At 69.4% G+C, this 24,510-nt stretch carries 24 protein-coding genes; 11 read left to right on the top strand and 13 right to left on the bottom strand.

All coding sequences use genetic code 11. The annotated features are described in order from the left end of the window. Positions 1 to 147: 147 nt before the first annotated feature. From MK177_08935 to MK177_08910, 6 genes are all read right to left on the bottom strand, one after another. On the bottom strand, positions 148 to 702 hold the full coding sequence (locus tag MK177_08935) for a thiamine diphosphokinase (GenBank protein ID MCH2427440.1): 555 nt from the start codon (positions 700 to 702) through the stop codon (positions 148 to 150). Between the two features lie 74 nt (positions 703 to 776). Then, positions 777 to 1,574: an ATP-binding cassette domain-containing protein gene (locus tag MK177_08930; GenBank protein MCH2427439.1), complete on the bottom strand. Its 798-nt coding sequence runs from the start codon at positions 1,572 to 1,574 to the stop codon at positions 777 to 779. Between the two features lie 49 nt (positions 1,575 to 1,623). Further along, entirely contained in the window at positions 1,624 to 2,340 is a 717-nt protein-coding gene (locus MK177_08925) for a sulfite exporter TauE/SafE family protein (protein ID MCH2427438.1), read from the bottom strand. Further along, on the bottom strand, positions 2,337 to 4,262 hold the full coding sequence (locus MK177_08920; GenBank protein MCH2427437.1) for an ABC transporter ATP-binding protein/permease: 1,926 nt from the start codon (positions 4,260 to 4,262) through the stop codon (positions 2,337 to 2,339). Before MK177_08920 ends, MK177_08925 begins: the two co-directional genes overlap by 4 nt. Continuing rightward, positions 4,262 to 5,944 (bottom strand): ABC transporter ATP-binding protein/permease, encoded by a 1,683-nt coding sequence (locus MK177_08915; protein ID MCH2427436.1) that lies wholly within the window; start codon positions 5,942 to 5,944, stop codon positions 4,262 to 4,264. The genes MK177_08920 and MK177_08915 overlap by 1 nt, the downstream gene beginning before the upstream one ends. A 113-nt stretch (positions 5,945 to 6,057) precedes the next feature. After that, complete coding sequence (locus tag MK177_08910; protein MCH2427435.1) at positions 6,058 to 6,552, bottom strand: MarR family transcriptional regulator; 495 nt, start codon at positions 6,550 to 6,552, stop codon at positions 6,058 to 6,060. A gap of 98 nt (positions 6,553 to 6,650) precedes the next feature. On the opposite strand from MK177_08910, the gene MK177_08905 reads away from it, so the two are divergent. From MK177_08905 to MK177_08895, 3 genes are all read left to right on the top strand, one after another. Then, positions 6,651 to 7,931: a hemolysin family protein gene (locus tag MK177_08905; GenBank protein ID MCH2427434.1), complete on the top strand. Its 1,281-nt coding sequence runs from the start codon at positions 6,651 to 6,653 to the stop codon at positions 7,929 to 7,931. Next, positions 7,928 to 8,974 carry a hemolysin family protein gene (locus MK177_08900; GenBank protein ID MCH2427433.1) on the top strand — a complete coding sequence of 349 codons (1,047 nt, stop codon included), beginning with the start codon at positions 7,928 to 7,930 and terminating at the stop codon, positions 8,972 to 8,974. Before MK177_08905 ends, MK177_08900 begins: the two co-directional genes overlap by 4 nt. Before the next feature lie 63 nt (positions 8,975 to 9,037). Beyond that, a complete protein-coding gene (locus tag MK177_08895) occupies positions 9,038 to 9,907 on the top strand; it encodes a M23 family metallopeptidase (GenBank protein MCH2427432.1) in 870 nt (289 codons plus the stop codon). A gap of 31 nt (positions 9,908 to 9,938) precedes the next feature. On the opposite strand, the gene fabI is transcribed toward MK177_08895, so the two are convergent. Further along, positions 9,939 to 10,706 carry an enoyl-ACP reductase FabI gene (fabI, locus tag MK177_08890; protein ID MCH2427431.1) on the bottom strand — a complete coding sequence of 256 codons (768 nt, stop codon included), beginning with the start codon at positions 10,704 to 10,706 and terminating at the stop codon, positions 9,939 to 9,941. A gap of 227 nt (positions 10,707 to 10,933) precedes the next feature. Between fabI and thrS the strand changes: the two genes are divergently transcribed. The 3 genes from thrS to MK177_08875 all read left to right on the top strand — a co-directional run bounded on the left by thrS (position 10,934) and on the right by MK177_08875 (position 14,431). Continuing rightward, on the top strand, positions 10,934 to 12,901 hold the full coding sequence (gene thrS, locus MK177_08885; protein MCH2427430.1) for a threonine--tRNA ligase: 1,968 nt from the start codon (positions 10,934 to 10,936) through the stop codon (positions 12,899 to 12,901). Between the two features lie 89 nt (positions 12,902 to 12,990). Beyond that, positions 12,991 to 13,428 carry an HIT domain-containing protein gene (locus MK177_08880; GenBank protein ID MCH2427429.1) on the top strand — a complete coding sequence of 146 codons (438 nt, stop codon included), beginning with the start codon at positions 12,991 to 12,993 and terminating at the stop codon, positions 13,426 to 13,428. Between the two features lie 97 nt (positions 13,429 to 13,525). Next, positions 13,526 to 14,431: a metal ABC transporter permease gene (locus MK177_08875; GenBank protein MCH2427428.1), complete on the top strand. Its 906-nt coding sequence runs from the start codon at positions 13,526 to 13,528 to the stop codon at positions 14,429 to 14,431. 10 nt (positions 14,432 to 14,441) lie between these two features. Here the strand turns inward: MK177_08875 and MK177_08870 are convergent, their stop codons facing one another. Next, positions 14,442 to 15,488 carry an NAD-dependent epimerase/dehydratase family protein gene (locus MK177_08870; GenBank protein MCH2427427.1) on the bottom strand — a complete coding sequence of 349 codons (1,047 nt, stop codon included), beginning with the start codon at positions 15,486 to 15,488 and terminating at the stop codon, positions 14,442 to 14,444. A gap of 73 nt (positions 15,489 to 15,561) precedes the next feature. On the opposite strand from MK177_08870, the gene MK177_08865 reads away from it, so the two are divergent. From MK177_08865 to MK177_08850, 4 genes are read left to right on the top strand one after another with little or no spacing between them, the layout of a single operon-like run. Next, a complete protein-coding gene (locus MK177_08865) occupies positions 15,562 to 15,801 on the top strand; it encodes a hypothetical protein (protein ID MCH2427426.1) in 240 nt (79 codons plus the stop codon). 56 nt (positions 15,802 to 15,857) lie between these two features. Further along, a complete protein-coding gene (locus MK177_08860) occupies positions 15,858 to 16,940 on the top strand; it encodes an S-(hydroxymethyl)mycothiol dehydrogenase (protein ID MCH2427425.1) in 1,083 nt (360 codons plus the stop codon). Between the two features lie 31 nt (positions 16,941 to 16,971). Beyond that, positions 16,972 to 17,565 carry an MBL fold metallo-hydrolase gene (locus tag MK177_08855; GenBank protein MCH2427424.1) on the top strand — a complete coding sequence of 198 codons (594 nt, stop codon included), beginning with the start codon at positions 16,972 to 16,974 and terminating at the stop codon, positions 17,563 to 17,565. A 19-nt stretch (positions 17,566 to 17,584) separates the two neighbouring features. Next, positions 17,585 to 18,997: an MFS transporter gene (locus MK177_08850; GenBank protein ID MCH2427423.1), complete on the top strand. Its 1,413-nt coding sequence runs from the start codon at positions 17,585 to 17,587 to the stop codon at positions 18,995 to 18,997. Here the strand turns inward: MK177_08850 and MK177_08845 are convergent. The 4 genes from MK177_08845 to MK177_08830 all read right to left on the bottom strand — a co-directional run bounded on the left by MK177_08845 (position 18,960) and on the right by MK177_08830 (position 22,435). After that, the gene (locus tag MK177_08845) at positions 18,960 to 19,829 is read right to left on the bottom strand and encodes a TIGR03619 family F420-dependent LLM class oxidoreductase (protein ID MCH2427422.1); all 870 of its coding nucleotides are present in this window, start codon (positions 19,827 to 19,829) and stop codon (positions 18,960 to 18,962) included. The genes MK177_08850 and MK177_08845 overlap by 38 nt on opposite strands. Before the next feature lies 1 nt (position 19,830). Next, the gene (locus MK177_08840) at positions 19,831 to 20,775 is read right to left on the bottom strand and encodes a TIGR03619 family F420-dependent LLM class oxidoreductase (GenBank protein MCH2427421.1); all 945 of its coding nucleotides are present in this window, start codon (positions 20,773 to 20,775) and stop codon (positions 19,831 to 19,833) included. Further along, positions 20,772 to 21,986 carry a hypothetical protein gene (locus MK177_08835; GenBank protein ID MCH2427420.1) on the bottom strand — a complete coding sequence of 405 codons (1,215 nt, stop codon included), beginning with the start codon at positions 21,984 to 21,986 and terminating at the stop codon, positions 20,772 to 20,774. Before MK177_08835 ends, MK177_08840 begins: the two co-directional genes overlap by 4 nt. 62 nt (positions 21,987 to 22,048) lie before the next feature. After that, a complete protein-coding gene (locus MK177_08830; GenBank protein MCH2427419.1) occupies positions 22,049 to 22,435 on the bottom strand; it encodes a VOC family protein in 387 nt (128 codons plus the stop codon). 68 nt (positions 22,436 to 22,503) lie between these two features. Here MK177_08830 and MK177_08825 point away from each other — a divergent pair, with 68 nt between their 5' ends. Further along, positions 22,504 to 23,379, top strand: a complete 876-nt coding sequence (locus MK177_08825) for a patatin-like phospholipase family protein (protein ID MCH2427418.1) — start codon at positions 22,504 to 22,506, stop codon at positions 23,377 to 23,379. Positions 23,380 to 23,382: 3 nt separating this feature from the next. Here MK177_08825 and bmt read toward each other — a convergent pair whose 3' ends face one another. After that, positions 23,383 to 24,357 (bottom strand): betaine--homocysteine S-methyltransferase, encoded by a 975-nt coding sequence (gene bmt / locus MK177_08820; GenBank protein ID MCH2427417.1) that lies wholly within the window; start codon positions 24,355 to 24,357, stop codon positions 23,383 to 23,385. Positions 24,358 to 24,510 lie beyond the last annotated feature (153 nt).

Here is a 24,510-nt window from a genome sequence, read left to right as displayed (position 1 = left end):
AACGATGCTGGTCATCTGTGTGTTTTGGGTGGTGTCCTGCTCGCCAATTGGCCGTTGGTTTGCCCTTTACGTCGGTTCCGTGACGAAACCGACCATACGCCAATAGGTGGATGTTCGTTGGCCTGAGATCTGCGCGGAGCCGGACGGCTACCGGCCCGTGGCGTCCGGCATCAGGGCGATGACCACGCCACTACCGACAGCGACCGTGGCCGTCGAGGCGGCCATCCGGTTGGACAGGCCCAGGCCCACCCCCGGCTCCAGCACACCGTCGGTCAGGGCCCAGGCCAATCCGGTGGTGGTGACACCGGTCGCCTGACCGCCCACGGCCAGCAGGCTGACGAGGTTTTCTACCGTTCCGCGGACCTCCACCCGGTCGCGGACCACCCAGGCCCGGGCGCCGTCGATCCTCAGGTCGATCCTCAGGTCGGCCCAGCGGTCGGCGGCCACGACCAGCATGTTGCCAATGGCGTGGTCCACCCGGCCCCCGATCGTGCCGACCACGGTCACCGACCCCATGCCGGCGGCCAGCGCCGCGGACAGGGCCAGTTCCAGGTCGGTCTCGTCCTTGTCGATCGGGTGCCGTTCCACGGCCCGGGCCGTCGACCGGGCCGCGGGCGAGGCCGAGTCCAGGTCACCGACCAGCAGGTCCACCTGGATGCCGAGCGACCTGGCGTTGTCGATCCCCTCGTCGGCGGCAATCACCAGGTCGGCTGCTGGCAGGGTCCCGAGGTTCCGAGGGACCGGCCCACCGGTAATAACTAGGGCGTGGGGAGGTCTCAACGATCGGAACCGTTCACCCGGACCGACCACCGGCCGGCGACGTGGGAGAGGCGGAGGTCGAGGCCGTAGCAGTCCGAGAGGGCCCGCTCCGTGACGACGTCGGCAAGTGGCCCGGCATCCACCACACGGCCGGCCTCCAGGAGGAGGGCGTGGGTGAAGCCGGGCGGGATCTCCTCCACGTGGTGGGTCACCTGCACCATCGGGGGCGTGGCCGGGTCGTCTGCCAGGCCTGCCAGCGTGGTCACGAGGGCCTCGCGGCCGCCGAGGTCCAGGGCGGCGGTCGGTTCGTCCAGGAGCAGTAGGTCGGGATCGACCATCAGGGTCCGGGCCAGGAGTACCCGTTGCCGTTCGCCCGAGGACAGCGTCCCGAAGGCATGCCCTGCGCGGTCCCCGCATCCGATCCTGCCCAGGAGGGAGCGGGCCCGCTCACGGTCGTCGTCCGAGTAGTCGTGCCACCACGGTTCCAGGGCCCCGTGGAGCGCCGTCATTACCACTTCTCCGGAAGTGATGCCTGGACGGAAGGCATCGGCGAGGGATGCCGATGCGTACCCGATCCGTCTCCTCAGCCTGCGGACGTCGGTCCGGCCGAGGGTCTCTCCTAGTACCCGTACCGTTCCCACGGTCGGGTGCAGGTGGAGACCGGCGATCCTGAGCAGGGTGCTCTTCCCCGAGCCGTTGGGCCCCAGCACCACCCAGTGCTGACCCGGGTCGACCTGCCAGTCCACGCCATCCAGCATGGTGGTGCATTCGGCACGTCGGCCGACGCCGGTGAGTTGGAGGACGGGCTCGTGCACGTCGCCGACCCTACGGCCAGACGCCGGCATCCGACGGGCCGACCGCCCGTCAGGCCAGGGACCGGATGAGGAGGACCACCGCGGCGGCCGACGACAGGACGTACACGGCGGGCGCCAGCCAGCCGCGGTCCAGCGGTCCCCTGAGTGGTCCGGAGAGCGCCACCCCGACCATCACGGGCAGCACCAGCCAGGCGGCGACCACAAGGTCGGATGTCCCGAACTGTCCGGCCAGTGCCAGCACGATCAGGGAGATCGTCGTCCCGGCGAGGAAGTAGACCGACAGGGTGGCCCGGAGGACGGGTCCCGGGAGGTCGTGGAAGGCGAGGGCGATGGGAGGCCCGCCGACGGCCACCGTGGTGGCCATGAACCCACTCAGCCCGCCGGCCGCCATGAGGGTCCGGGGGGTGCGCTCGGCGTGCACCCCGCTGGCCTTGAGGGCCACCGAGGCCAGCAGCAGCACGCCGAACAGAATGCCCAGGCGCTCCTCGGCGACCACGGTCAGGGCGACCGCCCCCAACAGCACCCCGGGAATCCGACCGGTCAGCGCCCATCGGAGGCCGTGGCGGTCCACCGAACCGCGTTCACGCATGGAGAGCAACCCGCTGAGCAGCGGGTTCACCATCAGGACGGGTCCCGGAACGAAGTCCGGGTGGATGAGGGCGAGGATCGGGACGGCGAACAGGCCGCCACCGAATCCCAGGACGCCCTGCAGGGTGCAGCCGATGGCGTATACGACGAGGCCGGCAGTCAGTTGGAGGCCGCTCACCGGGTGGTCGGGAGGTGGTTCGCGTGCCTCATCCAGGTGTCGACCATCTCGGCGTACTGCCCACCCAACGACACCAGCTCATCATGGGTTCCGTGTTCCACGATCCGGCCCTCGTCCACCACGGCTATGCGGTCGGCCCGCATGGCTGTGGCCAGGCGGTGGGCGATGAGGATGGCTGTCCGACCCTCCAGGAGGGAGTCCAGGGCCCGTTCGATCACCGATTCGGACAGCAGGTCCAGATTCGAGGTTGCCTCGTCCAGCACGAGCACACGTGGGCGTGCCAGGAACGCCCGGGCCAGGGCCACCAGCTGGCGTTCGCCTGCCGAAAGCGAGGCACCACGTTCGTGGATGGGCGTGTCCACGCCATGGGGCATCCGGTCCACCAGGCTCTGCAGGCCGACCGCCCTGCAGGCCTCCACGACCTCGTCGTCGGTGGCACCCCGACGGGCGAAGGCGACGTTGTCCCGGATCGTCCCGTTGAACAGGAACGGTTCCTGGGGGACCACGCCGAGTTGGCTCCGTAGCGAGTCGATGGAGACGTCGCGGAGGTCGTGGCCGTCGATGGTCACGTGTCCGAACGTCGGGTCGTAGAAGCGGGTTATCAGCTTGGCGATGGTCGACTTGCCGGCGCCGGTCGGACCCACCACGGCCAGCACCTCGCCGGGAGCCAGCTCGAGGTCCACGTCGCGTAGCACCAGGTGGTCCGGGTCGTAGCCGAACGTCACCGCCTCCAGTCGGATCGATCCCCTGATCGGCGGCAGGTCGATCGCGTCCGGCCGTTCGGGCACCGTGGGTTCCCTGGCCAGAAGCTCGCGCAGCTTCACCACCGCTGCGCTGCCCTGCTGGTACTGGTTGTACAGCTGGACCAGCGTCTGGACCGGAGCGAAGAACGAGGTGAGGAAGAGCAGGAAGGCCGTCAGCTCGCCCAGTGACAGCTCGCCGCGCAGCGCCATGCGGCCTCCGACCAGCAGGACGATGGCCTGCGTCACGATGCCGATGGACTCCGTGCCGGGCCCGAACAGCGCCTGTGCCCGGCCGGTGTAGAGGTTGGCATCCAGGTGGGCATCGATGACCTGTTGGTGTCGGGCCATCTCGTGGTCACGGCGGTTGAAGGCGGTGATCTGCCGGATGCCGGCCAGGCTCTCGGAGAGGTTCGCCAGCACATCGGCGATCCGGTCCCGGACCCGCAGGTAGCCGATGAGCGAGACCCGTCGGAACCACATGGTCAGGACGACGTTGACCGGGATCACGGCCAGGAGGCAGACGATGGCCAGCGTCGGGTCCAGCACCACCAGGTAGGCGGTGATCACCACCAGGGTCATGCCCTGCACCACGAAGTTGACAAGGCCTTCCTGCATGAGCACCGTGAGCGCCTCGATGTCGCTGGTCATGCGCGTCATCAAGACGCCGGACTTCTCCCCGGTGAAGAAGTCCAGGGACTGGCGTTGGAAGTGGCTGAAGACCCTGACCCGGAGCTGGTAGACGAGCCGCTCGCCCAGGCGACCGGTGAAGCGGGTCCGGAACCAGGAGGCGACCGTCGAGAGGCCAACGGCTCCTATGTATGCCAGGGCCACGGCGACCAGTACGCCCCGGTCGCCGGGCACTACACCGTGGTCGATGCCGATCTGGGTGAGGAGTGGCCCGATGTGGAGCAGGCCGACCTCGGCCAGCACGAGTAGCAGGGCGACGAGGAGTCCGCCGGCGTGGGGTGCCAGGAAGGTCCTGAGTCCGAACGGCCGCCGGTCCCAGTCGCGGTGTGAGAACCGGACCGCCGGTTCCGGGTGTTCGGGCTCGTGACTCAGGACATCCGCGATGCGACTCCGGAGTTCCTCGGGGACCTCGGCGAAGGGCAGGCCTGCCTGTGCGTTTGCCTGGACCGAGGAGGGGCCGGTGAAGAAGCCGTGGCCGTGCCCGCCGCCCATCAGGCCTCCGCATCCTGGTAGTCGGCCTGGGCGACGATCGCCTTGTAGCGGGGCTCGGTGGCCAGCAGGTGGACGTGGGTCCCCTCGGCGACGATCCGCCCGCCCTCAATCAGGACGACCCGGTCGGCCAGGCTGATCGTGGAGAGGCGATGGGCGATTACGATGGTCGTGCGTCGGGCGAGGAGGTCGGACAGGCCCTGGTGTATGCCTTCCTCCGTACGGACGTCCACGGCGCTGGTGGCATCGTCCAGGATCAGGACCGTCGGGTTGGCCAGGACCGTCCGGGCGATGGAGATCCGCTGCCGCTGTCCGCCCGACAGGGTGTAGCCGCGCTCGCCGACCACCTCTCCGTAGCCACCGTCGAGGTCCCCGATGAATGCATCGGCCCGGGCGACCCTGGCGGCGGCCACCACCTCGTGACGGGAGGCATCGGGCTTCCCGAAGGCGATGTTGTCGTGTAGCGAGTCGGAGAACAGGAATGCCTCGTCGGGCACCTGGTTGACGTGGGCCCGGAGGCTGGACAGCGTCAGGTCGCGGACGTCGATACCGTCGAGGAGCACAGCGCCGCCGTCCACGTCGTAGAAGCGCGGGAGCAGTCGGGCCACGGTGGATTTCCCGCATCCGGTCCGACCTACGATGGCCACCGTCTCACCGGGTTCGACCACGAGGTCGAAGCCCTCAAGGACGGCCGGCGACTCGTTTCCGTCGGCCCCGGGATACCGGAAGGTGACGTTCCGGAACTCGATCCGTCCCCGGGGGTCGACCAGGGGTCGGGCACCGGGCTTGTCGACGATCGCCGGCTGTTCGTCCAGGATTTCGTAGATTCGCAGCGCCGAGGCCGCCGCCCGTTGGGCCTGGAGGAGCACGAAGCCGAACATCCTGAACGGGACTGAGATCATCGTCACGTAGGCGCTGAAGGCCAGCAGCGAGCCGACGCCGATCTGCCCGTCGATGACGAGGTGGCCGCCGTAGAGGAGCACGAGCGCCATGCCCAGCCTGGGAAGCGCCTCGATCAGCGGGTTGAACCGCGCCCTGGCCTCGATGAGGGCGGTGGCCGACCAGCGGAGCCTGTCGGCCACCCTTGCCAGGAGGGCGATCTGGTCAGACTCGGCGGCGAACGACTTCACCACCCGGGTGCCGTTTATGTTCTCGTCGACCACCATGGCCACTTCGGCCATCCGCCCCTGTGTGACCCACGAGAGGGGGAAGGCCTGGTCCCTGAGCTTCTGCCCGAGGACGTACACGAACGGCATGGTCGACACGGTGAGCAGGGCCAGAGGAACGTGGATGCCGAGCATGAAGCCGAATGCCATCAGGAAGCTGACGGCGGAGAGGCCCGCCAGCGGCCCGAAGGCCAGGAGGAGCTGGATGGAGCGGATGTCGGAGTTGGCCCGGGAGATGACCTCGCCGGCCGCCACCCGGTCGTAGAAGGAGAAGGAGAGTCGGGTCAGGTGGTCGTATATCTGTGACCGGAGGTCCGTCTCTATGCGGCAGGCCGTCCCGAACAGCAGGTAGCGGTAGGTGAAGCGCAGCCCGAACGAGGCGGCGGCCATGGAGACGAGGAGGATCACGTGGCCCTCCAGCCCTCCGGCCCGCTGGTCCACCGCCACGTCGACCGCCTGACGTAGGACCATCGGAACCGAGACCTGGAGTGCCAGGCCGGACAGTCCGGTGAGCAGCACGACGGCGAAGGTGCCACGTCGGGCCCTGATGACGGGAAGGAGACGCCGGAACCAGCCCCTGGAGGAATCGGGGTCGACGCGGGCTGCTGGTGGCGTGTCCGGTGCCGCCGTGGTCACGTTGTGCCGGCGGCCCGGGCGGCCCGGATGGCTTCTCCGAAGCGGGCCAGGCTGGCGATCAGCCGGGTGGAGTCGCCCGCGTGGACGTGGGTTCCTATCGCCACCAGGCGTTCGCCCACCGCCCGGTCGGCGCTACGCAGCGTCGACCGGCCATCTTCGGTGAGGTGGTGGCTCACCCGGCGCCCGTCGTCGGGGTCGGGTTGGCGTTCCACCAGGCCACGGGTGACGAGCCCATCCATCAGGGCGGTGATCGAGGGACGGCTCACCGAGAGGCGCCCGGCCAGGTCCGACGGCGCCGCATCACCTTCGTCGAGGAAGGCCAGGACCCGGTACTGGGGAAGGCTGAGGCCGACCTGTCCAAGCGGGATGGTGACCTGGCGCGCCAACTTGGCTGCTGCCCGCGCCGCCGCCACGAGTTTGTCGTCGGAGTCGTCGGGTTCGTCGGTCCCGATGGCGGGTGGCGTCTCGTCCTGGATGGGGGCGCCGAACATGATGGTTAAGGTATCGAACTACCCTCCTCGGCCCCGAATCGGGCGGGCGCTCAGAGGTCCCGTGGCTACGGCCGGTCGTCGTTAGGATCGCTCCCCAGATGTCCATCCTCGTCGGGCTGGTGGCGGTCACCCTGCTCCTGGCCGTCAACGCGTTCTTTGTGGCCGCCGAGTTCAGCCTGGTGGCCGTCGACAGGGTCCGTGTCGAGGCGGCAGCCGACGCGGACCCGGGGGCACGCCGCGTGAGGGCGTTGTTGAGGCACCTCACCACCCACCTCTCAGGGGCCCAGTTCGGCATCACCCTGTCGGCCCTGCTCCTCGGCTTCGTCGCCGAGCCGACCGTGGCTCGGCTCCTGACCGACGGGGCGCAGCCCACCGGGGTATCGGTAGTCCTCGCCATCGCGGTAGCTGCGGTGTTGCACTTGGTGCTGGGCGAACAGGTGCCCAAGTACCTGGCCCTGGCCGCCCCGGAGCGCGTGTCCCGACGTCTGGCCCCACTGGTGCAGGCCTACGGAATGGTGGTCCGACCGGTCGTGCTGGTCCTCAACGGCTCGGCCAATGCAGTGCTCCGGCGGTTCGGCGTGGAACCCCGGGAGGACCTGGGCGCGTCCCGCACGCTGGACGAGATGGGCGACCTCATCAGGGAGTCGTCCGACGGGACGCTGGACCGCTCGGATGTGGAGCTGCTCACCCGATCCATCAGGTTCGGTGACAAGACCATCGCAGACATCCTCGTGCCCCGCCTCGACGTCGACGCGCTCCATCTGGACGCTTCGGGGTCGGAGCTCCTGGCCAGGTCGGCGTCCACGGGCCACTCCCGCTTTCCGGTCTTCGGCTCCGACCTGGACCACGTGGTTGGCGTGGTCCACGTGAAGTCCCTCCTGGCCAGGCCGGTCAACTTGCGGGAAGGGATTCCGGTGGGCGAGCTAATGCACGATGTGGTGGCCGTTCCGGAGACACGCTCCCTCGACGGCCTGCTGGACGACCTGCGCGACCACCGCAGCCACATGGCCGTCGTGGTCGACGAGCACGGAGGAACGGCCGGGATCGTCACGGTGGAGGACGTGCTGGAGGAGATAGTCGGTGAGATCGACGACGAGCACGACCGGCAGGTGGTCCGCACGCATGCCGATGGGTCGGGAAGCATCGTGGTGTCCGGCCGTCTGAACCCGGACGAGGTCCTGGACGCCACCGGGCTGCGGGTCCCCCCCGGCCCCTACGAGACGCTCGCCGGCTTCGTGCTCCAGCGCCTCGGGCGGCTGCCGGAACCTACGGCGATCGTGGAACACGAGGGTTGGAGGATCGAGGTGGTGGCGGTCGACGGTCGTCGGATCGCCACGTTGCGTATCGTCGTTCCGCCCGACTCCGGGGCATCGGCATGATCGCCCTCTCGCTGCTGGCCATAGTCGCCCTTGTGGCGGTGAACGCCCTGTTCGTGGCCACCGAGTTCGCCCTCGTCGCGGCCCGACCTTCCAGCCTGGAGGCGGCTGCGGCCGACGGTTCCGGATCGGCTGCCCGAGCGCTGGTGGCCCGGCGGGATCTCAGGGTCCAGATGTCGGGCGCACAGTTGGGCATCACCGTGAGCAGCATCGCCCTGGGCGTCCTGGTAGAGCCCACGATCGGGCGCCGGATGGAGTCAATCGCCTATGCAGCCGGGCTTCCCTCCGGAGTGTCGTCGACTGTGGCCCTGATCCTGGTCATAGGTCTGGTCGCCGTGTTCCAGATGCTGTTCGGCGAGCTGGTTCCCAAGAACGTCGCCATCGCCGATCCCGAGAGGACGCTCCGATGGACCGTTCGGATCCACGGTGCGTTCGTCGCCCTGTTCCGCCCGGCCATCCTCGTGGTGGACCGTCTGGCTACGTGGGCGGTGCGGCCCTTCGGCCTCACGCCGGTCGACGAGATCGAGCGTGCCGTCGGGGTGCCCGAGCTCATCGCCCTACTGGATGCCTCACGTGACGACGGCCTGATCGATCCGTTCGAATACGAGCTCCTGACCAGTGTGCTGGACCTGGGGCGGCACACCTCGGCATCGGTGATGGTGCCGCGGTCCGAGGTTGTGACGGTTGATCGCAGGCAACCCCTGTCCGAGATCGAGGGGGTGGTGGCGTCCAGCGGACACACCCGACTGCCGATGCTCCGTTCGCCCACCGGTGAGCTGGTGGGCATGGTGCACGCCAAGGACCTCCTACGGCTCCCGCTGGAGGCCCGCGACGAGCCGGTGCCCATGGAGTCGATCCGCAGCCTGCCTGTACTGCATTCCGACCTGTTGCTCGACGACGTCCTGCACCGGTTGCGGCGCTCGCGGAGCCAGATGGCGGTCGTGGTCGATGGAACTGGGGAGTGGGTGGGGATCCTGTCCATGGATGATGTAGTGGAGGAGATGGTGGGCGAGATCCGCGACGAGTCGGACGGGCTGGGCCGGTGAGAGAGGGCGGCAGGTGGTCCGTGGAACGCTGGTGAATTCGCCCTGACGGAATAGGATTCCCGGGTGTTCCGCCCCACAGGCCTGATCGGCGCATCCGTCGCGCTCCTCTTGGCTCTTCCCTCCACCGCAGTGGCCCAGGTCGCCGACCGGTCGGTGGTCTTCACCAGCGATCCGTCGCAGGCCCTCGTCATCGATCGTGATGCGGGCCTGCAGCCGCTGATCAAGGCAGCATCCGACGTGCTACCGCTCGCCGTCGCAGGCCTGGCCGTCGCCGAGGCCCGCTTCCAGGGCATGGCCCGCCTGCTCGCCGAGGCCAGGCGCAGGCAGCGGGCGGCCTCGGCTGCGCTCTTGGAGGTGAACCGGCTGGTCGCGGACATCGTGAGGGACGCCGACCGACTGCGGAGCACCTACGACGATGTCCTTGGCGGCCTCTCGGCGAGTAGTAGGCGACACCTGCGACGTGACGCCCGCACCCGGAGCAACCGCTCGGCGGTGGTCCGCCAGGTGACGTCGGCGGACTGGGTCTGTCCGATTGGCTCCCGTACCAAGTTCCGCGACACCTGGGGATATCCGCGTTCGGGCGGTCGGATCCACGAGGGCGTGGACCTGGTCGGCATCCGCCATGATCCGATCGTGGCGCCGGTGGATGGCGTCGTCTCCTACCGCTGGGACAGCGTCGGGGGACGTTCCTTCGACCTGGTGGCCACCGACGGCGACTACTACTACGGGGCACACCTGTCGGCGTACGGGAGGGAGGGCGCGGTGAGGGCGGGTGACGTCATCGGCTACATGGGCGACAGCGGCAACGCCCAGGGCGTGCACCTGCACTTCGAGTACCACCCGGGCGGCGGCCAGAACGCCGTCAACCCCTATCCGTTGGCCGACGCCCACTGCACCGACCGGGCGGACGCGAACGTCTCGCTCTACGACTGAGGTCCGGACCGGGGCCCGTCAAGTCGCCATGTCAGGCTCCGATTGCGTGGTAGCCCCCGTCCACATGGAGCATCTCTGCGGTGGTGGCCGGGAACCAGTCCGACAGCAGCGCGACGCAGGCACGGGCCACGGGCTCGGCGTCGTGGACGTCCCACCCCAGCGGAGCGCGGGTTCCCCAGGCATCCTCGAACGCGGCGAAGCCGGGGATGCTCTTGGCGGCCATGGTGCGGATCGGTCCGGCGGCGACCAGGTTGACCCGGACGCCGTCAGGGCCCATGGAGCGGGCCAGGTAGCGCGAGGTCGACTCGAGCGCCGCCTTGGCCACGCCCATCCAGTTGTAGGCCGGCCAGGCGAACCGGGCGTCGAAGTCGAGCCCGACGATCGAGCCACCGTTGGCCATGAGCGGCGCCACCACCTCGGCCACGGTCTTGAGCGAATAGGCGGAGATCTCCATGGCCACCGCCACGTCGGACCATTCGGCCGCCATGAAGTCCTCTCCGAGGCAGACCTCCGGGGCGAATCCGATGGCGTGGAGCGCACCGTCCACCTGCCCCCAGGTGGCTGCTAGGTGCTGCCGGAGGGCATCAGCCTGCTCCGAGGAGGTCACGTCGAACTCCAGCACCTCGGCGGGATTCGGGAGCTTGCGGGCGGTGCGCTCGGTCAGGCGCATGCCCCGACCGGCCCCCGTCAGCACCACCTCGGCGCCCTCCTCCTGGGCCAGGCGGGCAACCGAGAAGGCTATGGAGGCATCGGTGAGCACCCCGGTGATGAGCAGTCGCTTGCCGTCGAGGATCCCCACGTACCTGCGCCCTTCGTTCAGGCCGGATGTACCGGTCGGTCGATTCCGGATCCTAGGGCCGGGCCGGGTGGACGGTCGTGGAGGGGAGCGTCGGTATCGTCTGCGTCCCGGGCGGGGAACTCCCATACCCTCACAGGATGGAGACAGGGAGTCTCGGCACGGCCGGGCCGGCTGGTCGCTTTCCGGCGATGAGCATGCTGACGATCCACGAGGAGGCCTGACCCGACATGTCGGAACTCACGATCACCCTTCCCGATGGCTCCACACGCGTCCTGCCCGAGGGTGCCACCGGTGCCGACCTGGCCGCCGACATCGGCCCGGGTCTGGCAAGGGCGGCCCTGATCGTCACCGTCGATGGCGACAGCCGCGACCTCGACCGGGTGCTGCCCGACGGGTGCAGCGTCTCGATAGTCACAGCGGACAGCGACGACGGGCTCCACACCATCCGACACTCGACGGCACACGTGCTTGCCCAGGCCGTGCTGGACCTCTGGCCGGGTGCCACCTACGCCATCGGCCCACCCATCGAGCACGGCTTCTACTACGACTTCGAACTGCCCGGCGGCGCCACGTTCAGCAATGACGACCTGGAGGCCATCGAGGCGAGGATGCGCGAGGTGATCGAGGCCGACCAGGCCTTCGAGCGCCATGAGGCCGACGCGGGTGAGGCTCTGGACCTGTTCGCCGACCACCGCTACAAGCGGGAGATCATCGAGCAGGTCACATCGGGTGCCGCCTCAGGCGAGATGACCGGTGAGGCGTCCACCGATGGTTCCGTCACCTACTACCGCAACGGCGACGAGTTCATCGACCTGTGCCTCGGACCGCACGTACCGTCCACGGGCCGCCTCGGGCACTTCGCGCTGCAGAAGGTCGCCGGTGCCTACTGGCGGGGCGACGAGAAGCAGCCGATGCTCCAGCGCATCTACGGCACCGCGTGGGCCGACAAGAAGACCCTGAAGGCGTACCTCCACCGCCTGGTCGAGGCCGAGAAGCGGGACCATCGCCGCCTCGCCGCCGAGATGGACCTGCTGTCCTGGCCAGAGGCCCTCGGTCCGGGGCTGGCCGTCTGGCACCCGAAGGGCGCCCTGGTCCGCAAGCTGATCGAGGACTACAGCCGTGCCCGCCATGAGGCCGGTGGCTACGACTTCGTGTACAGCCCGCACATCGCCAAGTCGGTGCTCTGGGAGACCAGCGGGCACCTCGACTTCTACGCCGACGGCATGTACCCACCGATGGAGCTGGACGGGGCCACGTACTACCCGAAGCCGATGAACTGCCCCTTCCACGTGGCGATCTTCCAGAGCGGGCAGCGCAGCTACAGGGACCTTCCCAGTCGACTCTTCGAGCTAGGCACCGTCTACCGCTATGAGCTCTCGGGCGTCATCCACGGCCTGATGCGGAGCCGGGGCTTCACCCAGGACGACAGCCACATCTTCTGCACCCGGGAGCAGGTCCCGGACGAGTTGGCCTCGCTCCTGGACTTCACCCTCAGCGTGTTGCGGGCCTTCGGGTTCGAGGACTTCCAGGCAAAGCTCTCCACCCGGCCGGAGGACAAGGCGGTGGGCGAGGAGGAGCTCTGGGAGATGGCCACCGACGGCCTCAGGGCGGCGCTGGAGTCGGCCGGGCTGGACTACGTGGTGGACGAGGGAGGCGGCGCCTTCTACGGGCCGAAGATCGACGTGGACGTCACCGACGCCATCGGCCGCCCTTGGCAGCTCTCCACCATCCAGTTGGACTTCAACCTCCCGGAGCGGTTCGAGTTGGAGTACGTGGGTGCCGACGGTGGTCGCCACCGTCCCGTGATGATCCACCGGGCGCTCATGGGCTCCATCGAGCGCTTCTTCGGTGTGCTGCTGGAGCACTATGCCGGAGCGTTCCCGCGGTGGTTGGCTCCCGAGCAGGTCCGGGTCCTGCCGGTGGCCGACGAGCACCAGGCCTATGCCGAGTCGGTCCTGGACCGGCTGGGTGATGAGGGGTTCCGGGCCACCCTGGCGGCGGCCGACGAACCACTCGGCAAGCGGGTCCGGGCCGGCAAGGTGGCCAAGGTTCCGCACGTGCTGGTGGTCGGCGACGACGACAGGGTCAATGGCACGGTGGGCGACAATGCCCGCGGGGCCGATGCTCCAGAGCGGGACCTGCCCCTCGACGAGTTCGTGGAGCGCCTGGCCGCCGCGGTGGAGGCGAAGTCCTGAGCCGCCTGGACCAACTTTGGGCCGGCTGGCGGCATGCCTACGTGGCGTCGCTGGGCGGGGACGCGCCGCTGGATGGTGTTGAAAGCGGGGTGCCGGACGGTTCGACCCTCTTCGAGGCAATCGAGCAGAGCGGCCTCGACGATTCCGAGACCTTTATCGTCCACCGGGGCGAGACCTGCTTCGTCCTGCTGAACGCCTACCCGTACACCAGCGGCCACATGATGGTCCTGCCCCGACGTGCCGTGGCCACCCTGGACGGCCTCGACGCCGCCGAACACGAGGAACTCTGGGCGACGGTGCGTGACGCCGTGGCCGCCGTCGAGTCTGCCTTCTCGCCGGGTGGCGTGAACGTGGGGCTGAACTTGGGGCCGGCAGCCGGTGCCGGGGTACCCGGCCATCTCCACGTGCACGTGGTGCCCCGCTGGTCCGGTGACACAAACTTCACCACGACGACGGCCGACCTCCGGGTGCTTCCCGAGGCCCTAGGAGATTCGTGGCGGCGCCTCCGGGAGGCCTGGCCCGCCTGATCGTCGCCCCGGTCCAGATAGGCCCTAGGATTGAGACTCGTTCTCAATCCTTCCGGCCCTCAGGTGGTCGGCGAACCCGGTCGAGGTGGCCGCCAGCATGGAGTTCCTGACCGATCCGATCGCCTGGTGGATCGAGCCGTTCACCGGCGATCCCGGCTTCCAGCGGGCCGTGCTGGCCGCGCTGCTCACCGTGGTGGCCACCTCGGTGGTCGGAACGTGGGTCGTCCTGCGCGGCAACACCTACCTGGCCGAGGCACTCGGCCACGGCGTGCTGCCCGGGGTGGCCATTGCCTCCCTGCTGGGTGGCGACCTCATGGTGGGTGCGCTGGTGGCCGCCGTCGTGATGGTCCTGGGCGTCCGCGGCGTGCAGCGTCGCTCGCCGCTGCCCAGCGAGTCGGCAATCGGCCTGCTCCTGGTGGCGATGCTGGCCCTCACAGTCGTGCTGGTGGCCGCTTCGGATGGGATCGACGAACACCAGCTCGAGGAGTTCCTCTTCGGATCGTTGCTCGACACCACGGGAACCGCCCTGCTCCGACAGGTGGTGGTCGTGGCCCTGGTAGCGGCCATGGCCCTGGTGTTCCACCGACCACTGCTGGCCCTGACCTTCGACGACGTCCAGGCCCAACTCCTGGGCCTGCGACCCCGGGCCACCGAGATCGCCTTCCTGGTCCTGGTCGCCCTGTCGGTCACCGCGTCCTTCGAGGCGGTCGGTGGGCTCCTGGTGTTCGCCTTCCTGGTGGCACCACCGGCGACGGCGGCCCTCCTGGTCCGCCGTGTACCGGCCATCATGGCCACGTCGGTGGCCGTCGGCTCGGGGTCAGTCCTGGTCGGGGCCCTGCTCAGCCACCACCTGCTGGGCGAGGTCGACCACGCCCACACCGGGGTGGGCCCTGACGTCGGTTCACCGGAGGCGTTGGCCATGGGGGCCTCGATGGCCGTGGTGGCCGTGGTGGCGTTTCTGGCCGTGGTGCTGGTCCGGGGTGCGCCCGACGACAGGTCCTGACCGGGCAGGGTCAGTTGGCCAGCCGACCGGCCTGCTCGTCGGTCAGGTGCCCTGCAACGTGCAGCCACGAGATGGTCTCCGCCAGGGTCGTCTCGAGGGGGATCGCCGGGAACCCGAAGGTCTGGTGGGCGCTCCGCTGGTCGACCTCCTGGAGGCCACCGGCCCGCATGTTGGCCGTGGTCATGCGGGCGACCTCCCGGCTGAGCGGCATCTTGTTGGCGGTCGCCCGTCCCACCAGGTCGCAGAGGACGCCGGTCAGGCTGAGCAGCGGTGCCGGGAAGCCGGTGATCCGAACCGGATGGCCGGTCAGTTCGGACGCCATCCGGAGCATGTCTGCAGGTCCGACCAGGTGGCCGGCCAGGAGGTGGCGGGCCGGTGCCCCACCGGAGGTCAGCGATCCCACACAGGCCGCCGCCACGTCCCTCACGTCGACTATGCCGAAACAGGCCCCCTCGGGCATCGGAACCCGGGAGCGGCGTAGGCCGACTAGCGCCGCGGCCATGGAATCGCTCAGTTCGGGGCTGGGATCCAGTGGGCCGATGATCCCACCGGGGCAGACGATCACCACGGGTCGCCCGGCCCGCTGGTGGGACACGGCCAGGGCGTCCGCCTCGATCTTGCTTCCGGTGTACGGCCCGCACTCCGGGCCGGTCGGGGTGTCGGGACCCACCGAGGTCCGGCCGGCCCCGTAGACGCCCATGGACGAGACGTGGACCACCCGTCGGAGGTCCCGATCGGCTGCCGCTTCCAGCAGGACCGAGGTGGAGGTCGGGTTCACCGAGCGCATCTGGCGGCCTTGGCGGGGATCCAGGCTGAACACGGCGCCGACGTGGAGCAGGGCGTCGACCCCGTCCACCGACGCCCGCAGCGCCTCGTGGTCGGCCAGGTCGGCGACGACGACCTCGATTCTGTCGGGGTCCAGGCCGTGGAGGGAAGCAGCAGAGCGGACCTTGGCCGGGTTGCGGACGACCGCCCTGACCTCGTGTCCAGAGGCCACCGCTACTGCCAGGCAGTGGGAACCAAGGAACCCCGAGGCTCCCGTGATCGCTACCTTCATGCCCACCTCCGCGGGGTTGGTCCGTCGTGTCGGGACGATAGGTCCGGAGCATCGCCCCTGTCAGGATGTGGCGGTGCGTCGACCGCCCCTCTTCCTCCGGCCGATCAGCGCTGGGGTCGGCGACCTGTACTCGACCTGGGAGGAAAGCACGGAGCTGGCCGGGGGCCTCCGGCGCCTGGCCCAGGAGCACCTGGCCCGGTTCGCGTACCCGCACCGGGTGCTCTTCGATGCCCTTTCCAATAACTCCAGCGGCAAGGTCGACCGGGCGGCCACCCGTCGCCGGTTCGGAGAGGGTGGAACGGCCACCTGTTAGCGTCCGGCCGTTCTCGGTCCGGCGTCGGACCGTCCGGCCAGCACCAGGGAGAAGTCATGCCGCACAGCGTCCGGGCCGTGGTGGCCCGAACCAAGGGTGAGCCGGTCACCGTAGAGACCATCGAGGTGCCTGATCCGGGCCCGGGCGAGGTCCTGGTCTCCGTGCAGGCCTGCGGGGTCTGCCACACGGACCTCCACTACCGCGAGGGCGCCATCAACGACGAGTTCCCCTTCCTGCTCGGCCATGAGGCCTCGGGCATCGTGGAAGAGGTGGGTGACGGCGTCACCGACGTGGCCCCCGGCGACTTCGTGATCCTGAACTGGCGGGCGGTCTGCGGCCAGTGCCGGTCGTGTCGACGGGGTCGCCCCTGGTACTGCTTCGCCACCCACAACGCCACGCAGAAGATGACCCTGGACGGCGTCGAGCTCTCGCCGGCGCTGGGCATCGGCGCCTTCGCCGAGAAGACCCTGGTGCACGCCGGCCAGGCCACGAAGGTGGACCCGGCGGCCCGTCCGGAGGTGGCAGGCCTGGTCGGCTGCGGTGTGATGGCCGGCCTGGGGGCCGCCATGAACACAGGCAACGTGGGCCGCGGAGATTCCGTGGCCGTGTTCGGCTGTGGCGGCGTGGGCGATGCGGCGATCGCCGGGTCGAGCCTGGCCGGCGCCCACACGATCATCGCCGTGGACCTCGACGACCGGAAGTTGGCCATCGCCCGGGAGTTCGGGGCCACCCACACCGTCAACTCCTCGACCGAGGATCCGGTCGAGGCCATACGGTCGCTGACCGGAGGCAACGGCGTCGACGTGGCAATCGAGGCCGTCGGCCTACCGGTGACCTACGAGCAGGCGTTCTACTCCCGGGACCTCGCCGGCACCGTCGTCCTGGTCGGGGTCCCCAACCCGGAGATGAAGATCGAACTACCCATGATCGAGGTGTTCGGCCGGGGCGGCACGCTGAAGTCGTCGTGGTACGGCGACTGCCTGCCCAGCCGGGACTTCCCGATGCTGATCGACCTCTACCTACAGGGCCGCCTCGACCTGGACCGGTTCGTGTCCGAGACGATCTCCCTGGACGACATCGAGGAGGCCTTCCACGCCATGGAACGCGGCGAGGTGCTGCGCTCCGTGGTGGTCCTGTAGGTCCGTCGGGATGGGCCTGAGGATCGACCGAGTGGTCACCAGCGGGATCTTTTCGCTGGACGGCGAGGACTTCGAGGTTGACAACAACGTCTGGCTGATCGGCGACGACCACGAGGTGGTTGTGGTCGACGCCGCCCACGACCACCGGCCGATCGCCGAGGCGGTCGGGGGGCGGCGGACCCTCGGAGTGCTGTGCACCCACGGCCACAACGACCACATCAACGCCGCCGTCGAGCTGGCCGACGCCGTGGACGCCCCGATCTGGCTGCACCCCGACGACGGGATGCTCTGGGACGTCGTCCACCCGGACCGGAGGATCGACGACGCCCTCCGGGACGGCCTGTCCGTCGACGTGGCCGGCGACGAACTGACGATCCTGCACACCCCGGGCCACTCGCCGGGTGGCTGCTGCATCCACGTACCGAGCCTCGAGGTGGTCTTCAGCGGCGACACGCTCTTCAACGGCGGGCCGGGTGCCACAGGCCGTTCCTTCTCGGACAGGGGGATGCTGGTCGATAGCATCCGATCCCGCCTGTTCGTCCTGGATGGGGATACCGCCGTGCACACCGGTCACGGCGATTCGACGACGATCGGCGACGAGGCCCGACGACTGGAAGCCGACTGATCCCGAGCCGGCGGCTCCGATGACGGTCGGTCAGGGGCGGTCCCCCTGGCGCACGTTCGCCCTGGTCGCAGGTGCGGTGGTCTCCGCGTCGATGAACTACTCGGTGACCTTCGTGTCGTTCGGTGAGATCCAGGCGACCTTCGCCTCGGGCCCGGCGGCCACGTCGTGGGTCCTGAACGCCTTTGCCATCACGCTCATAGCCCTGCTCATACCGTGCGGCTGGATCTCGGACCGCTTCGGACGTCGGCGGAGTTTTCTGACAGGGGTGGGCCTCCTGGCCGTCGGTTCCCTGCTGGTGGCGACCGCCCCGACCCTGCCGATCCTGATCGCCGCCCGGGTGGTGCAGGCAGGCGGTCTGGCACTCGAGGGGCCGGCCGCCCTGGCGATCCTGCTGGACGCCTTCCCGGCCGAGCGGCGGAGCACCGCCGTGGGGGCGTACGGCGGCCTGGGCGGGATCTCGCTGGTCCTGGGACCGGTGGTCGGCGGGCTGGTGATCGACGCCCTGGGATGGCGGTGGACGTTCGCGTTCAACATCCCGATCGCCATGCTGACGGTGGCGCTCGGACTGGCGTTCCTCGCCCCTGACGAGCCGTCGGGTGAGGTACGGGCGGGCCGACCGGACCTGGGCGGAGCGCTACTGCTGGTGGTCGGCACCGCGATGCTGGCAACCGGCATCGTCCAGGCCGGCGAGTGGGGCTGGACCGACCGCAGGACGGTCCTTGCCCTGATCCTCGCGCCGACCAGCCTCGCTCTGGTGGTGCGCCGATCGGCCCGCCACCCGCGGGCCATCCTGGACCTCTCGCTCTACCGGATCCGCTACTACGGGCGGGGCAACCTGCTGGCGTTTCTGATCGCCGGGAACTTCGCCGGCACCTACCTTGCGCTGATCACCATTCTCACCGGCGCATGGGCGATGAGTCCGTCGGCTGCCGGGGCCACCCTGGCCCTCGTGCCGCTGATCGGTGGACCCATGAGCTTCGTGAGCGGTCGACTGGCCGACCGCTACGGCCACCGGCGCCTGCTGGTGCCGGGCGGGGCCTGCATGGTGGTCGGTGCCCTCTGGTTCCGGTCGGGCGTCGGACCCGGCCCTGACCTGTGGCTGTGGTTCCCGGCCATAGCGCTCTACGCCCTCGGAGTTGGACTGGCGCACGCCAACAGCGCGTCGCTGGCAATGCGCTACGTTCCAGGGCCGTCGTTGGGCCAGGCGGGTGCCACGAACCGGATAATGACGGAGATCGGCAGCGTCTGCAGCGTGGCGGTGACCGTCGCGTTGCTGCTGGGAGCGGACGACCCTGTGGTGGGTGCCCGTCGGGTGATGCTGATGCTGGCGTTCGCCGGCATCGGCGGCATCGCGGTAGCTGCCGGGGTGGACACCCGCCCAGCATCGGACGGGGTCAGGCGAAGCCGAGCCTCCCGGGAGCCTCGTCGATGAACCGCAGTACGTCATCGGCCCGCTCGGGATTCGGCGTGCCCCCGACGTCGCGGAAGTCGCGGACCAGGATGAGGCGATCCACGCCCAGGTCCTCGTAGCGGCGGACCAGGTCGCGGTCGACGGGCTCCGACGGGGTCACGCTGACCTGGATGCGGCCGAGGTGTGCCGGTCTGTCCAGTTCCGCCATCCCACGGTCCAGAGCGTCCATGGCGGACCCGGTCGACTCCAGCGTCGAGAGGAAGCCGTACCACCCGTCGGCCCGTAGGACGGCACGTCGGAAGGTGGCCGCCGAACCCCCGCCGACGTGGATCGGGGGGCCATGAGGCTCGACCGGACGGGGATGGGCCTCCACGCCGTGCCACGACGTGAAGCGTCCCTCGAACTCGAGGTCCCCACGCCACATGGCCCGCAGTGCGTCGATGTGGTCGTCCATCCGGGCGCCGCGTTCGGAGAACGGCACGCCGATGGCGTCGAACTCGTCGGGTACGTAGCCGACGCCGAACCCGGCCTCGAGGCGGCCGCCGGACAAGACGTCCACCGAGGCCAGCTCCTTAGCGAGGACAACCGGATTCCGCTGTGGAAGGATCACGATGCCGGTCCCCAGACGCAGCGTGGTGGTCTGCGCCGCCAGGTGGGCCAGCGAGGCCACCTGGTCCACGAAGTGGGTATCGGGTCGGACCGGTGAGGGTGGGCGCTGCGGGCTGGCGGCGACCAGGTGCTCGCCGGTCCAGATCGACTCCCAGCCGGCGGCCTCGGCGGTGGTCGCAGCAGCCACCATGGTGGCCGGTTCGGACAGCACGCCGGCATTGACGCCGAAGAACCCGAACCTCACGTCAGGTGCTCCGTCCGACGACGGTCCGGAATGCCTCCACCAAGCGTCCAAGCAGGTCGGTGGCCGGTTCGGTTCCCGACGGCAGGCGCAGCTGGAGGCGGCAGTCGGTCACCCCGGCGGCCACCAAGTCGGGTACGCCCGCCATGGTCGACGTGACGTCGACCGCTCCGTCGGCGTCGGTGGCCACGTGAACTGATCCCTGCACCTGGAACCCAGCGTGGTAGAGGCCCATCTTGTCCACCAGGGATCGCATGCGGGAGATGCCGCCGGTGACGTCGGCCCGGTCGTCGCCCCAGGGGATCCAGCCGGTGCCGAAGCGTGCGAGGCGCCGGGCGGTCCTCGGGTTGACGGTGCCGCTGACCCAGATCGGCACGCCGTCGCCGGATACAGGCTTGGGCATGGCGTGCACGCCATCGAACGAGAGGCCGTCTCCGGAGTACGAGGCCTTCGGCTGGGTCCAGAGGGCATGGCAGACCTCCAGGGTCTGGTCCAGGAGCCGTCCGCGCACGCCGAACTCGAGGCCCGCCGCCGTGTACTCGGCTGCCTGCCAGCCGACGCCCACCCCGAGGTCCAGGCGACCTCCGGACAGTACGTCGAGGGTGGCCGCAGTCTTGGCCAGCACGACCGGTCGTCGTAGCGCGGCCAGCAGGATGCCGGTCTGGAGTCGGATCCGGTCGGTCCGGCCGGCCAGCCAGGCCAGGGTGGTCAGCGGCTCCAGCCAGAGGCCGTCTGGTCCGGTGGGCTGACGTCCACCTGACGTACCGCCCTTCGAGGGATCGGCGTAGTCGGAGAGGTCGTCGCCGAAGGCGACGTGGTCGGAAACGGCCAGCCGGTCCACGCCGGCACGGTCGGCGGCGACTGCGTGGTCACTAAGCGTCTGCCAGTCGCCGAGTCCCTCGGCGGCGAAGTTGATGACCTGTATCGAAAGGTGGGGGAGCGGGATCACCGGCGGAACCTCCTGAGGGCTCCACGGCGTCGTATCCGCAGAACATCGGATCGCTTCCCGGGACTGATCCGGATCCACCTGTCGTCCAGGCTTCCCTCGAGTTCCGCGAACGGGATAAGCCGGAGGGTCGGAACTGGCGACGATCCGGCCTGGTTCCACCGGTACGTGATGCACCCCTGCGTGGCACCGGAGGTGTCCAGCCAGTTGGCGATTCCCGGGTCCCGCTGCGAGATGACGGCCCGGAACACCCCGTCGTCACTGATCGACGCCTGGTGTCCGTTCAAGCTGGACTGCCGGTTCACCCAGTCCAGGGACTGGTACCAGACGTCGCCGAGCTGGACCCCCCAGTAGACGCAATTCGGGACCTCCACCTCGTAGAGCAGGGCTTCGTCCCCAGCGACCCGCCACCAGGCCTGGCCGTAGCCCTGCTGGGGGCTGGCTCCCATCGCCAGGTTCGGCCCGCGATCCGGATCAATGTGGTCGAACGAGTTGACCTCCCCATGCTCGAGGTGGCGACGTCCGAAGCCGGACCAGAAGGCAGTCATGGAGACCACCTGGTCGGCCACCGTCACGAGGTGGTGGATGACCGTATCGGCGTCCATCCGGCTGTCCGGCGGCCCGGCGTCGACGCAGTCGATGCGCAGGTCGGCTGGAACCTCGACGTCCCAGTCGTTGAAGAACTGTCGGACCAACAGCTTGCAGCGCTTCGGGGGGAGTTCGAACCACGTGCCCTCGGCCGCACCTTCTGGCGCCGGACCGGCACCGAAGTGGATCTCGAAGTCGCCGTTCCCGTCGACAGGCAGTACGGCGCCGTCGAGGGTGAGGAGTTGCTCGATCGGCGCCCGACCGAAGTCGAACGTCATCAGGGTCAGGCCCAGGTAGCAGACCGTCCCGACGTTTCCAGCCAGCCGGTAGGTGTTCGCCAGATCGACGGACGCCGACTGGTACAACCCGTCTGGGTTGTCCTGGCCGGTCTTGGAGGGGTGGACCCAGGCGAACTCCGGATACAGGGCGTCGCCACCCTCTACGCCGGGGCCGATCGCACTCTGGAGGCGTCGCAACAGGTGGCGGAACCCCTCAGAGAGGTCGTAGCCCTCGGCGGGTTGGACCGGATCCAGGATGGTGTCGGCTCCATCCCTGAGGCGGTCGCAGAAGGCCTCCCATGCCTCGCGGAGCCTCGTCGGGTCGTCGGCAGGTCCGAGGTCGTCCACCTCCAGACTCTGCCAGCCGCCGCCCACGACAGCACCACCGCGGGCAGTTGCCCGGCCGGCGCTCAATCCCCGTGCCAGGTGGCGAAACTCCAGAAGTTGCCCTCCGGGTCGGTGGCCGTGAAGCCCCGGCCGCCGTAGTCCTCGTCCCGGAGCCCGCGAACGATGCTGGCACCGGCTGCGGTTGCACGGTCGTGGAGGCCGTCGGGGTCGTCGGTCACTGCGAAGACGCTGATCGGACCCGTGGGGAGAGCCATGTGGTCGGCGTCGCCGAGCGCTACATCGCCCAGCATCACCCCGCCGCCTCCCAGCCAGCGGATCTCAGCGTGGACTATGCCGTCTCGGTCGGGCACCGAGAAGTGTTCCCGGAAGCCGAAGGCCGTGACGAGGAAGTCGATCAGTGCCCTCGTATCCCGGCACCTGATGGTGGGGAACAGCATGGGATGTGGCATCTCCCGACCCTAGCGACGGGCGTCGACTCGGTCGGAACAGAGCGACGACGGCCCGCTACCTTCTGGCCATGGCTCGCATCCGATGGCTGCACCGCTTGCGCCGACCGGCAGCGGTCGAGCGGGACCACACGGTGTTCGTGTTCTCCGGCGGCTCGGTCCGGGGGGCGGCCCAAGTCGGGATGCTGCGGGTGCTCTTCGAGAACGACATCATTCCCGACGAGATCGTGGGCGTATCGGCCGGCGCCCTGAACGGCGTCTACCTTGCGCACGACCCCACGCTCGAGCAGGTGGGTCGACTCGAGGACCTGTGGCGGGACGTGGCCGAGAAGGCGCCCATCCGGGGAAGCGTGATCCGAAACGTGGCGTCCGTCCTGCGGGGACGGTCCAGCTTCGACACGGGAGACAGGCTCCGGGCCCTGATCGCGGAACACGTACCGATGGACGACCTGGCCGAGGTCTCCGTTCCCTGCCACGTGGGGACCACCGATGCCGCCACCGGACAGGTGACCTGGTGGACCAGCGGTCCAGTCGTGGACCTGCTCTGTGCATCGACCGCGGTTCCCGGCGTCCTGCCGGTGGTCGAGTTGGAGGACGGCAGCCGGCACATCGACGGTGGCGTGGTGTCCAACATCCCGCTCCGAAAGGCGGTGTCTTTGGCCCCCACGCGGCTGGTCGTGTTGGACGTGGCGGCCAAGTTCGCGCCGGCCGGGAAGCAGACGGCGCTGTCGCTGATGATGGTCGGGGTTCGGGCCGCCGCCGCCGAGTTGATACGCCAGCAGTGGCTGGACGTTCCCACCGACCTGGACGTCCTCCACGTGGAGTTGCCGACAGTCGACGACGCCCCCGACTTCGAGTTCGGGCTGGTACCAGAACTGCTGGAGGCGGGAGCCGAGGCGGCCGAGGCGGCGCTCGCCGCCGCCGCCCGGTCGACCGCTACGGGATGACCCTCAGGAACGCCGTCGGCGCCTTCGCCGATTCGTGCGTTCACCTGATCCGACGGTGGCCGTTGCAACCGGGGGAGCGATGTCCGGGACCGGACGGTCACCGTCCAGGACCGCCCGGATCATGGCGATGTGGTCGGGCGTGCTGCCGCAGCAGGCGCCGATGATGGATACGCCCGCCTCCCGGAGCCTGTGGGCATGAGCCGAGAGGATCTCCGGTGTGGCGTCGTACTCCAGCTCGGCTCCCTTCCAGACGGGTATGCCGGCGTTTGCCTTGGAGACGACCGGGATGTCGCCGCACGCCGAACGGATGCCCACGACGGCGGCCTCGGTGTCGGCCAGGTTGGCACCGCAGTTGGCTCCGATGCCGTCCACTCCGAGCTTGGCCAGCAGGGCACCGGCGTCCTCCCCGGTGATGCCCATCATGGTCCGACCGGCCGTGTCGAAGCTGAGGGTGACCACGATCGGGAGGCCTGAGGCGGAGCGGGCACCCAGTACGCCCGCCTCCACCTCGGGCAGGGCGCTCATGGTCTCGAGCCAGAGGATGTCGGCACCGCCGTCGGACAGGCCGGCCGCCTGCTCAGCGAACGCCTCATGGGCCTCGGCGGCGGTCAGCGCGCCGAGGGGCTCGATGAGCTCACCTGTGGGGCCCATGGACCCGGCGACCAGGACCGGCCGGCCGGCGGCCCCGGCGACTTCCCTGGCTATGGAGGCCGCGGCGGCGTTCAGCTCGTGGACACGCCCCTCCAGCGAGTGGAGCTTCAGGCGGTGGCGGTTGCCGCCGAAGGAGTTGGTGAGGACGATGTCGGATCCGGCATCCACGTAGGCCTGGTGGATTGCCCGGATCCGGTCCGGGTGGTCCAGGTTCCAGAGCTCGGGTGGGTCGCCGGCGGTGAGGCCAGCGGCGAACAGTTCCGTGCCCATGGCGCCGTCGATGACAAGAAAGCCGTTGGTGTCCAGGAGTCCAGTCAGACTGTCCATGGGAGGAACCTAGTGTTGGCGGTCACTCGGTGGCCGGTCGCAAACGCAGTCATCGGTCACCCCTTCATGACTGTGGCCTCGCGCGTCCTTGCCATTCCGTTGCTGCGGCGCGAGAATTGCCGTAGCCGGTTGGCTGGGCGTACGAGTCCGACG

The organism is Acidimicrobiales bacterium (assembly GCA_022452145.1).
Classification (GTDB): Bacteria; Actinomycetota; Acidimicrobiia; order Acidimicrobiales; family MedAcidi-G1; genus UBA9410.
The sequence above is the reverse complement of the archived record's forward strand: the minus strand, read 5'-3'. Positions and strand labels throughout refer to the sequence as shown.

Coding starts and splice junctions, on each gene's coding strand:
- MK177_08920 (MCH2427437.1), bottom strand. CDS start 4,262: ATGGGCGGCGGGCACGGCCACGGCTTCTTCACCGGCCCCTCCTCGGTC.
- MK177_08910 (MCH2427435.1), bottom strand. CDS start 6,552: ATGTTCGGCGCCCCCATCCAGGACGAGACGCCACCCGCCATCGGGACC.
- MK177_08905 (MCH2427434.1), top strand. CDS start 6,651: ATGTCCATCCTCGTCGGGCTGGTGGCGGTCACCCTGCTCCTGGCCGTC.
- MK177_08900 (MCH2427433.1), top strand. CDS start 7,928: ATGATCGCCCTCTCGCTGCTGGCCATAGTCGCCCTTGTGGCGGTGAAC.
- thrS (MCH2427430.1), top strand. CDS start 10,934: ATGTCGGAACTCACGATCACCCTTCCCGATGGCTCCACACGCGTCCTG.
- MK177_08875 (MCH2427428.1), top strand. CDS start 13,526: ATGGAGTTCCTGACCGATCCGATCGCCTGGTGGATCGAGCCGTTCACC.
- MK177_08870 (MCH2427427.1), bottom strand. CDS start 15,488: ATGAAGGTAGCGATCACGGGAGCCTCGGGGTTCCTTGGTTCCCACTGC.
- MK177_08860 (MCH2427425.1), top strand. CDS start 15,858: ATGCCGCACAGCGTCCGGGCCGTGGTGGCCCGAACCAAGGGTGAGCCG.
- MK177_08850 (MCH2427423.1), top strand. CDS start 17,585: ATGACGGTCGGTCAGGGGCGGTCCCCCTGGCGCACGTTCGCCCTGGTC.
- MK177_08830 (MCH2427419.1), bottom strand. CDS start 22,435: ATGCCACATCCCATGCTGTTCCCCACCATCAGGTGCCGGGATACGAGG.
- MK177_08825 (MCH2427418.1), top strand. CDS start 22,504: ATGGCTCGCATCCGATGGCTGCACCGCTTGCGCCGACCGGCAGCGGTC.
- bmt (MCH2427417.1), bottom strand. CDS start 24,357: ATGGACAGTCTGACTGGACTCCTGGACACCAACGGCTTTCTTGTCATC.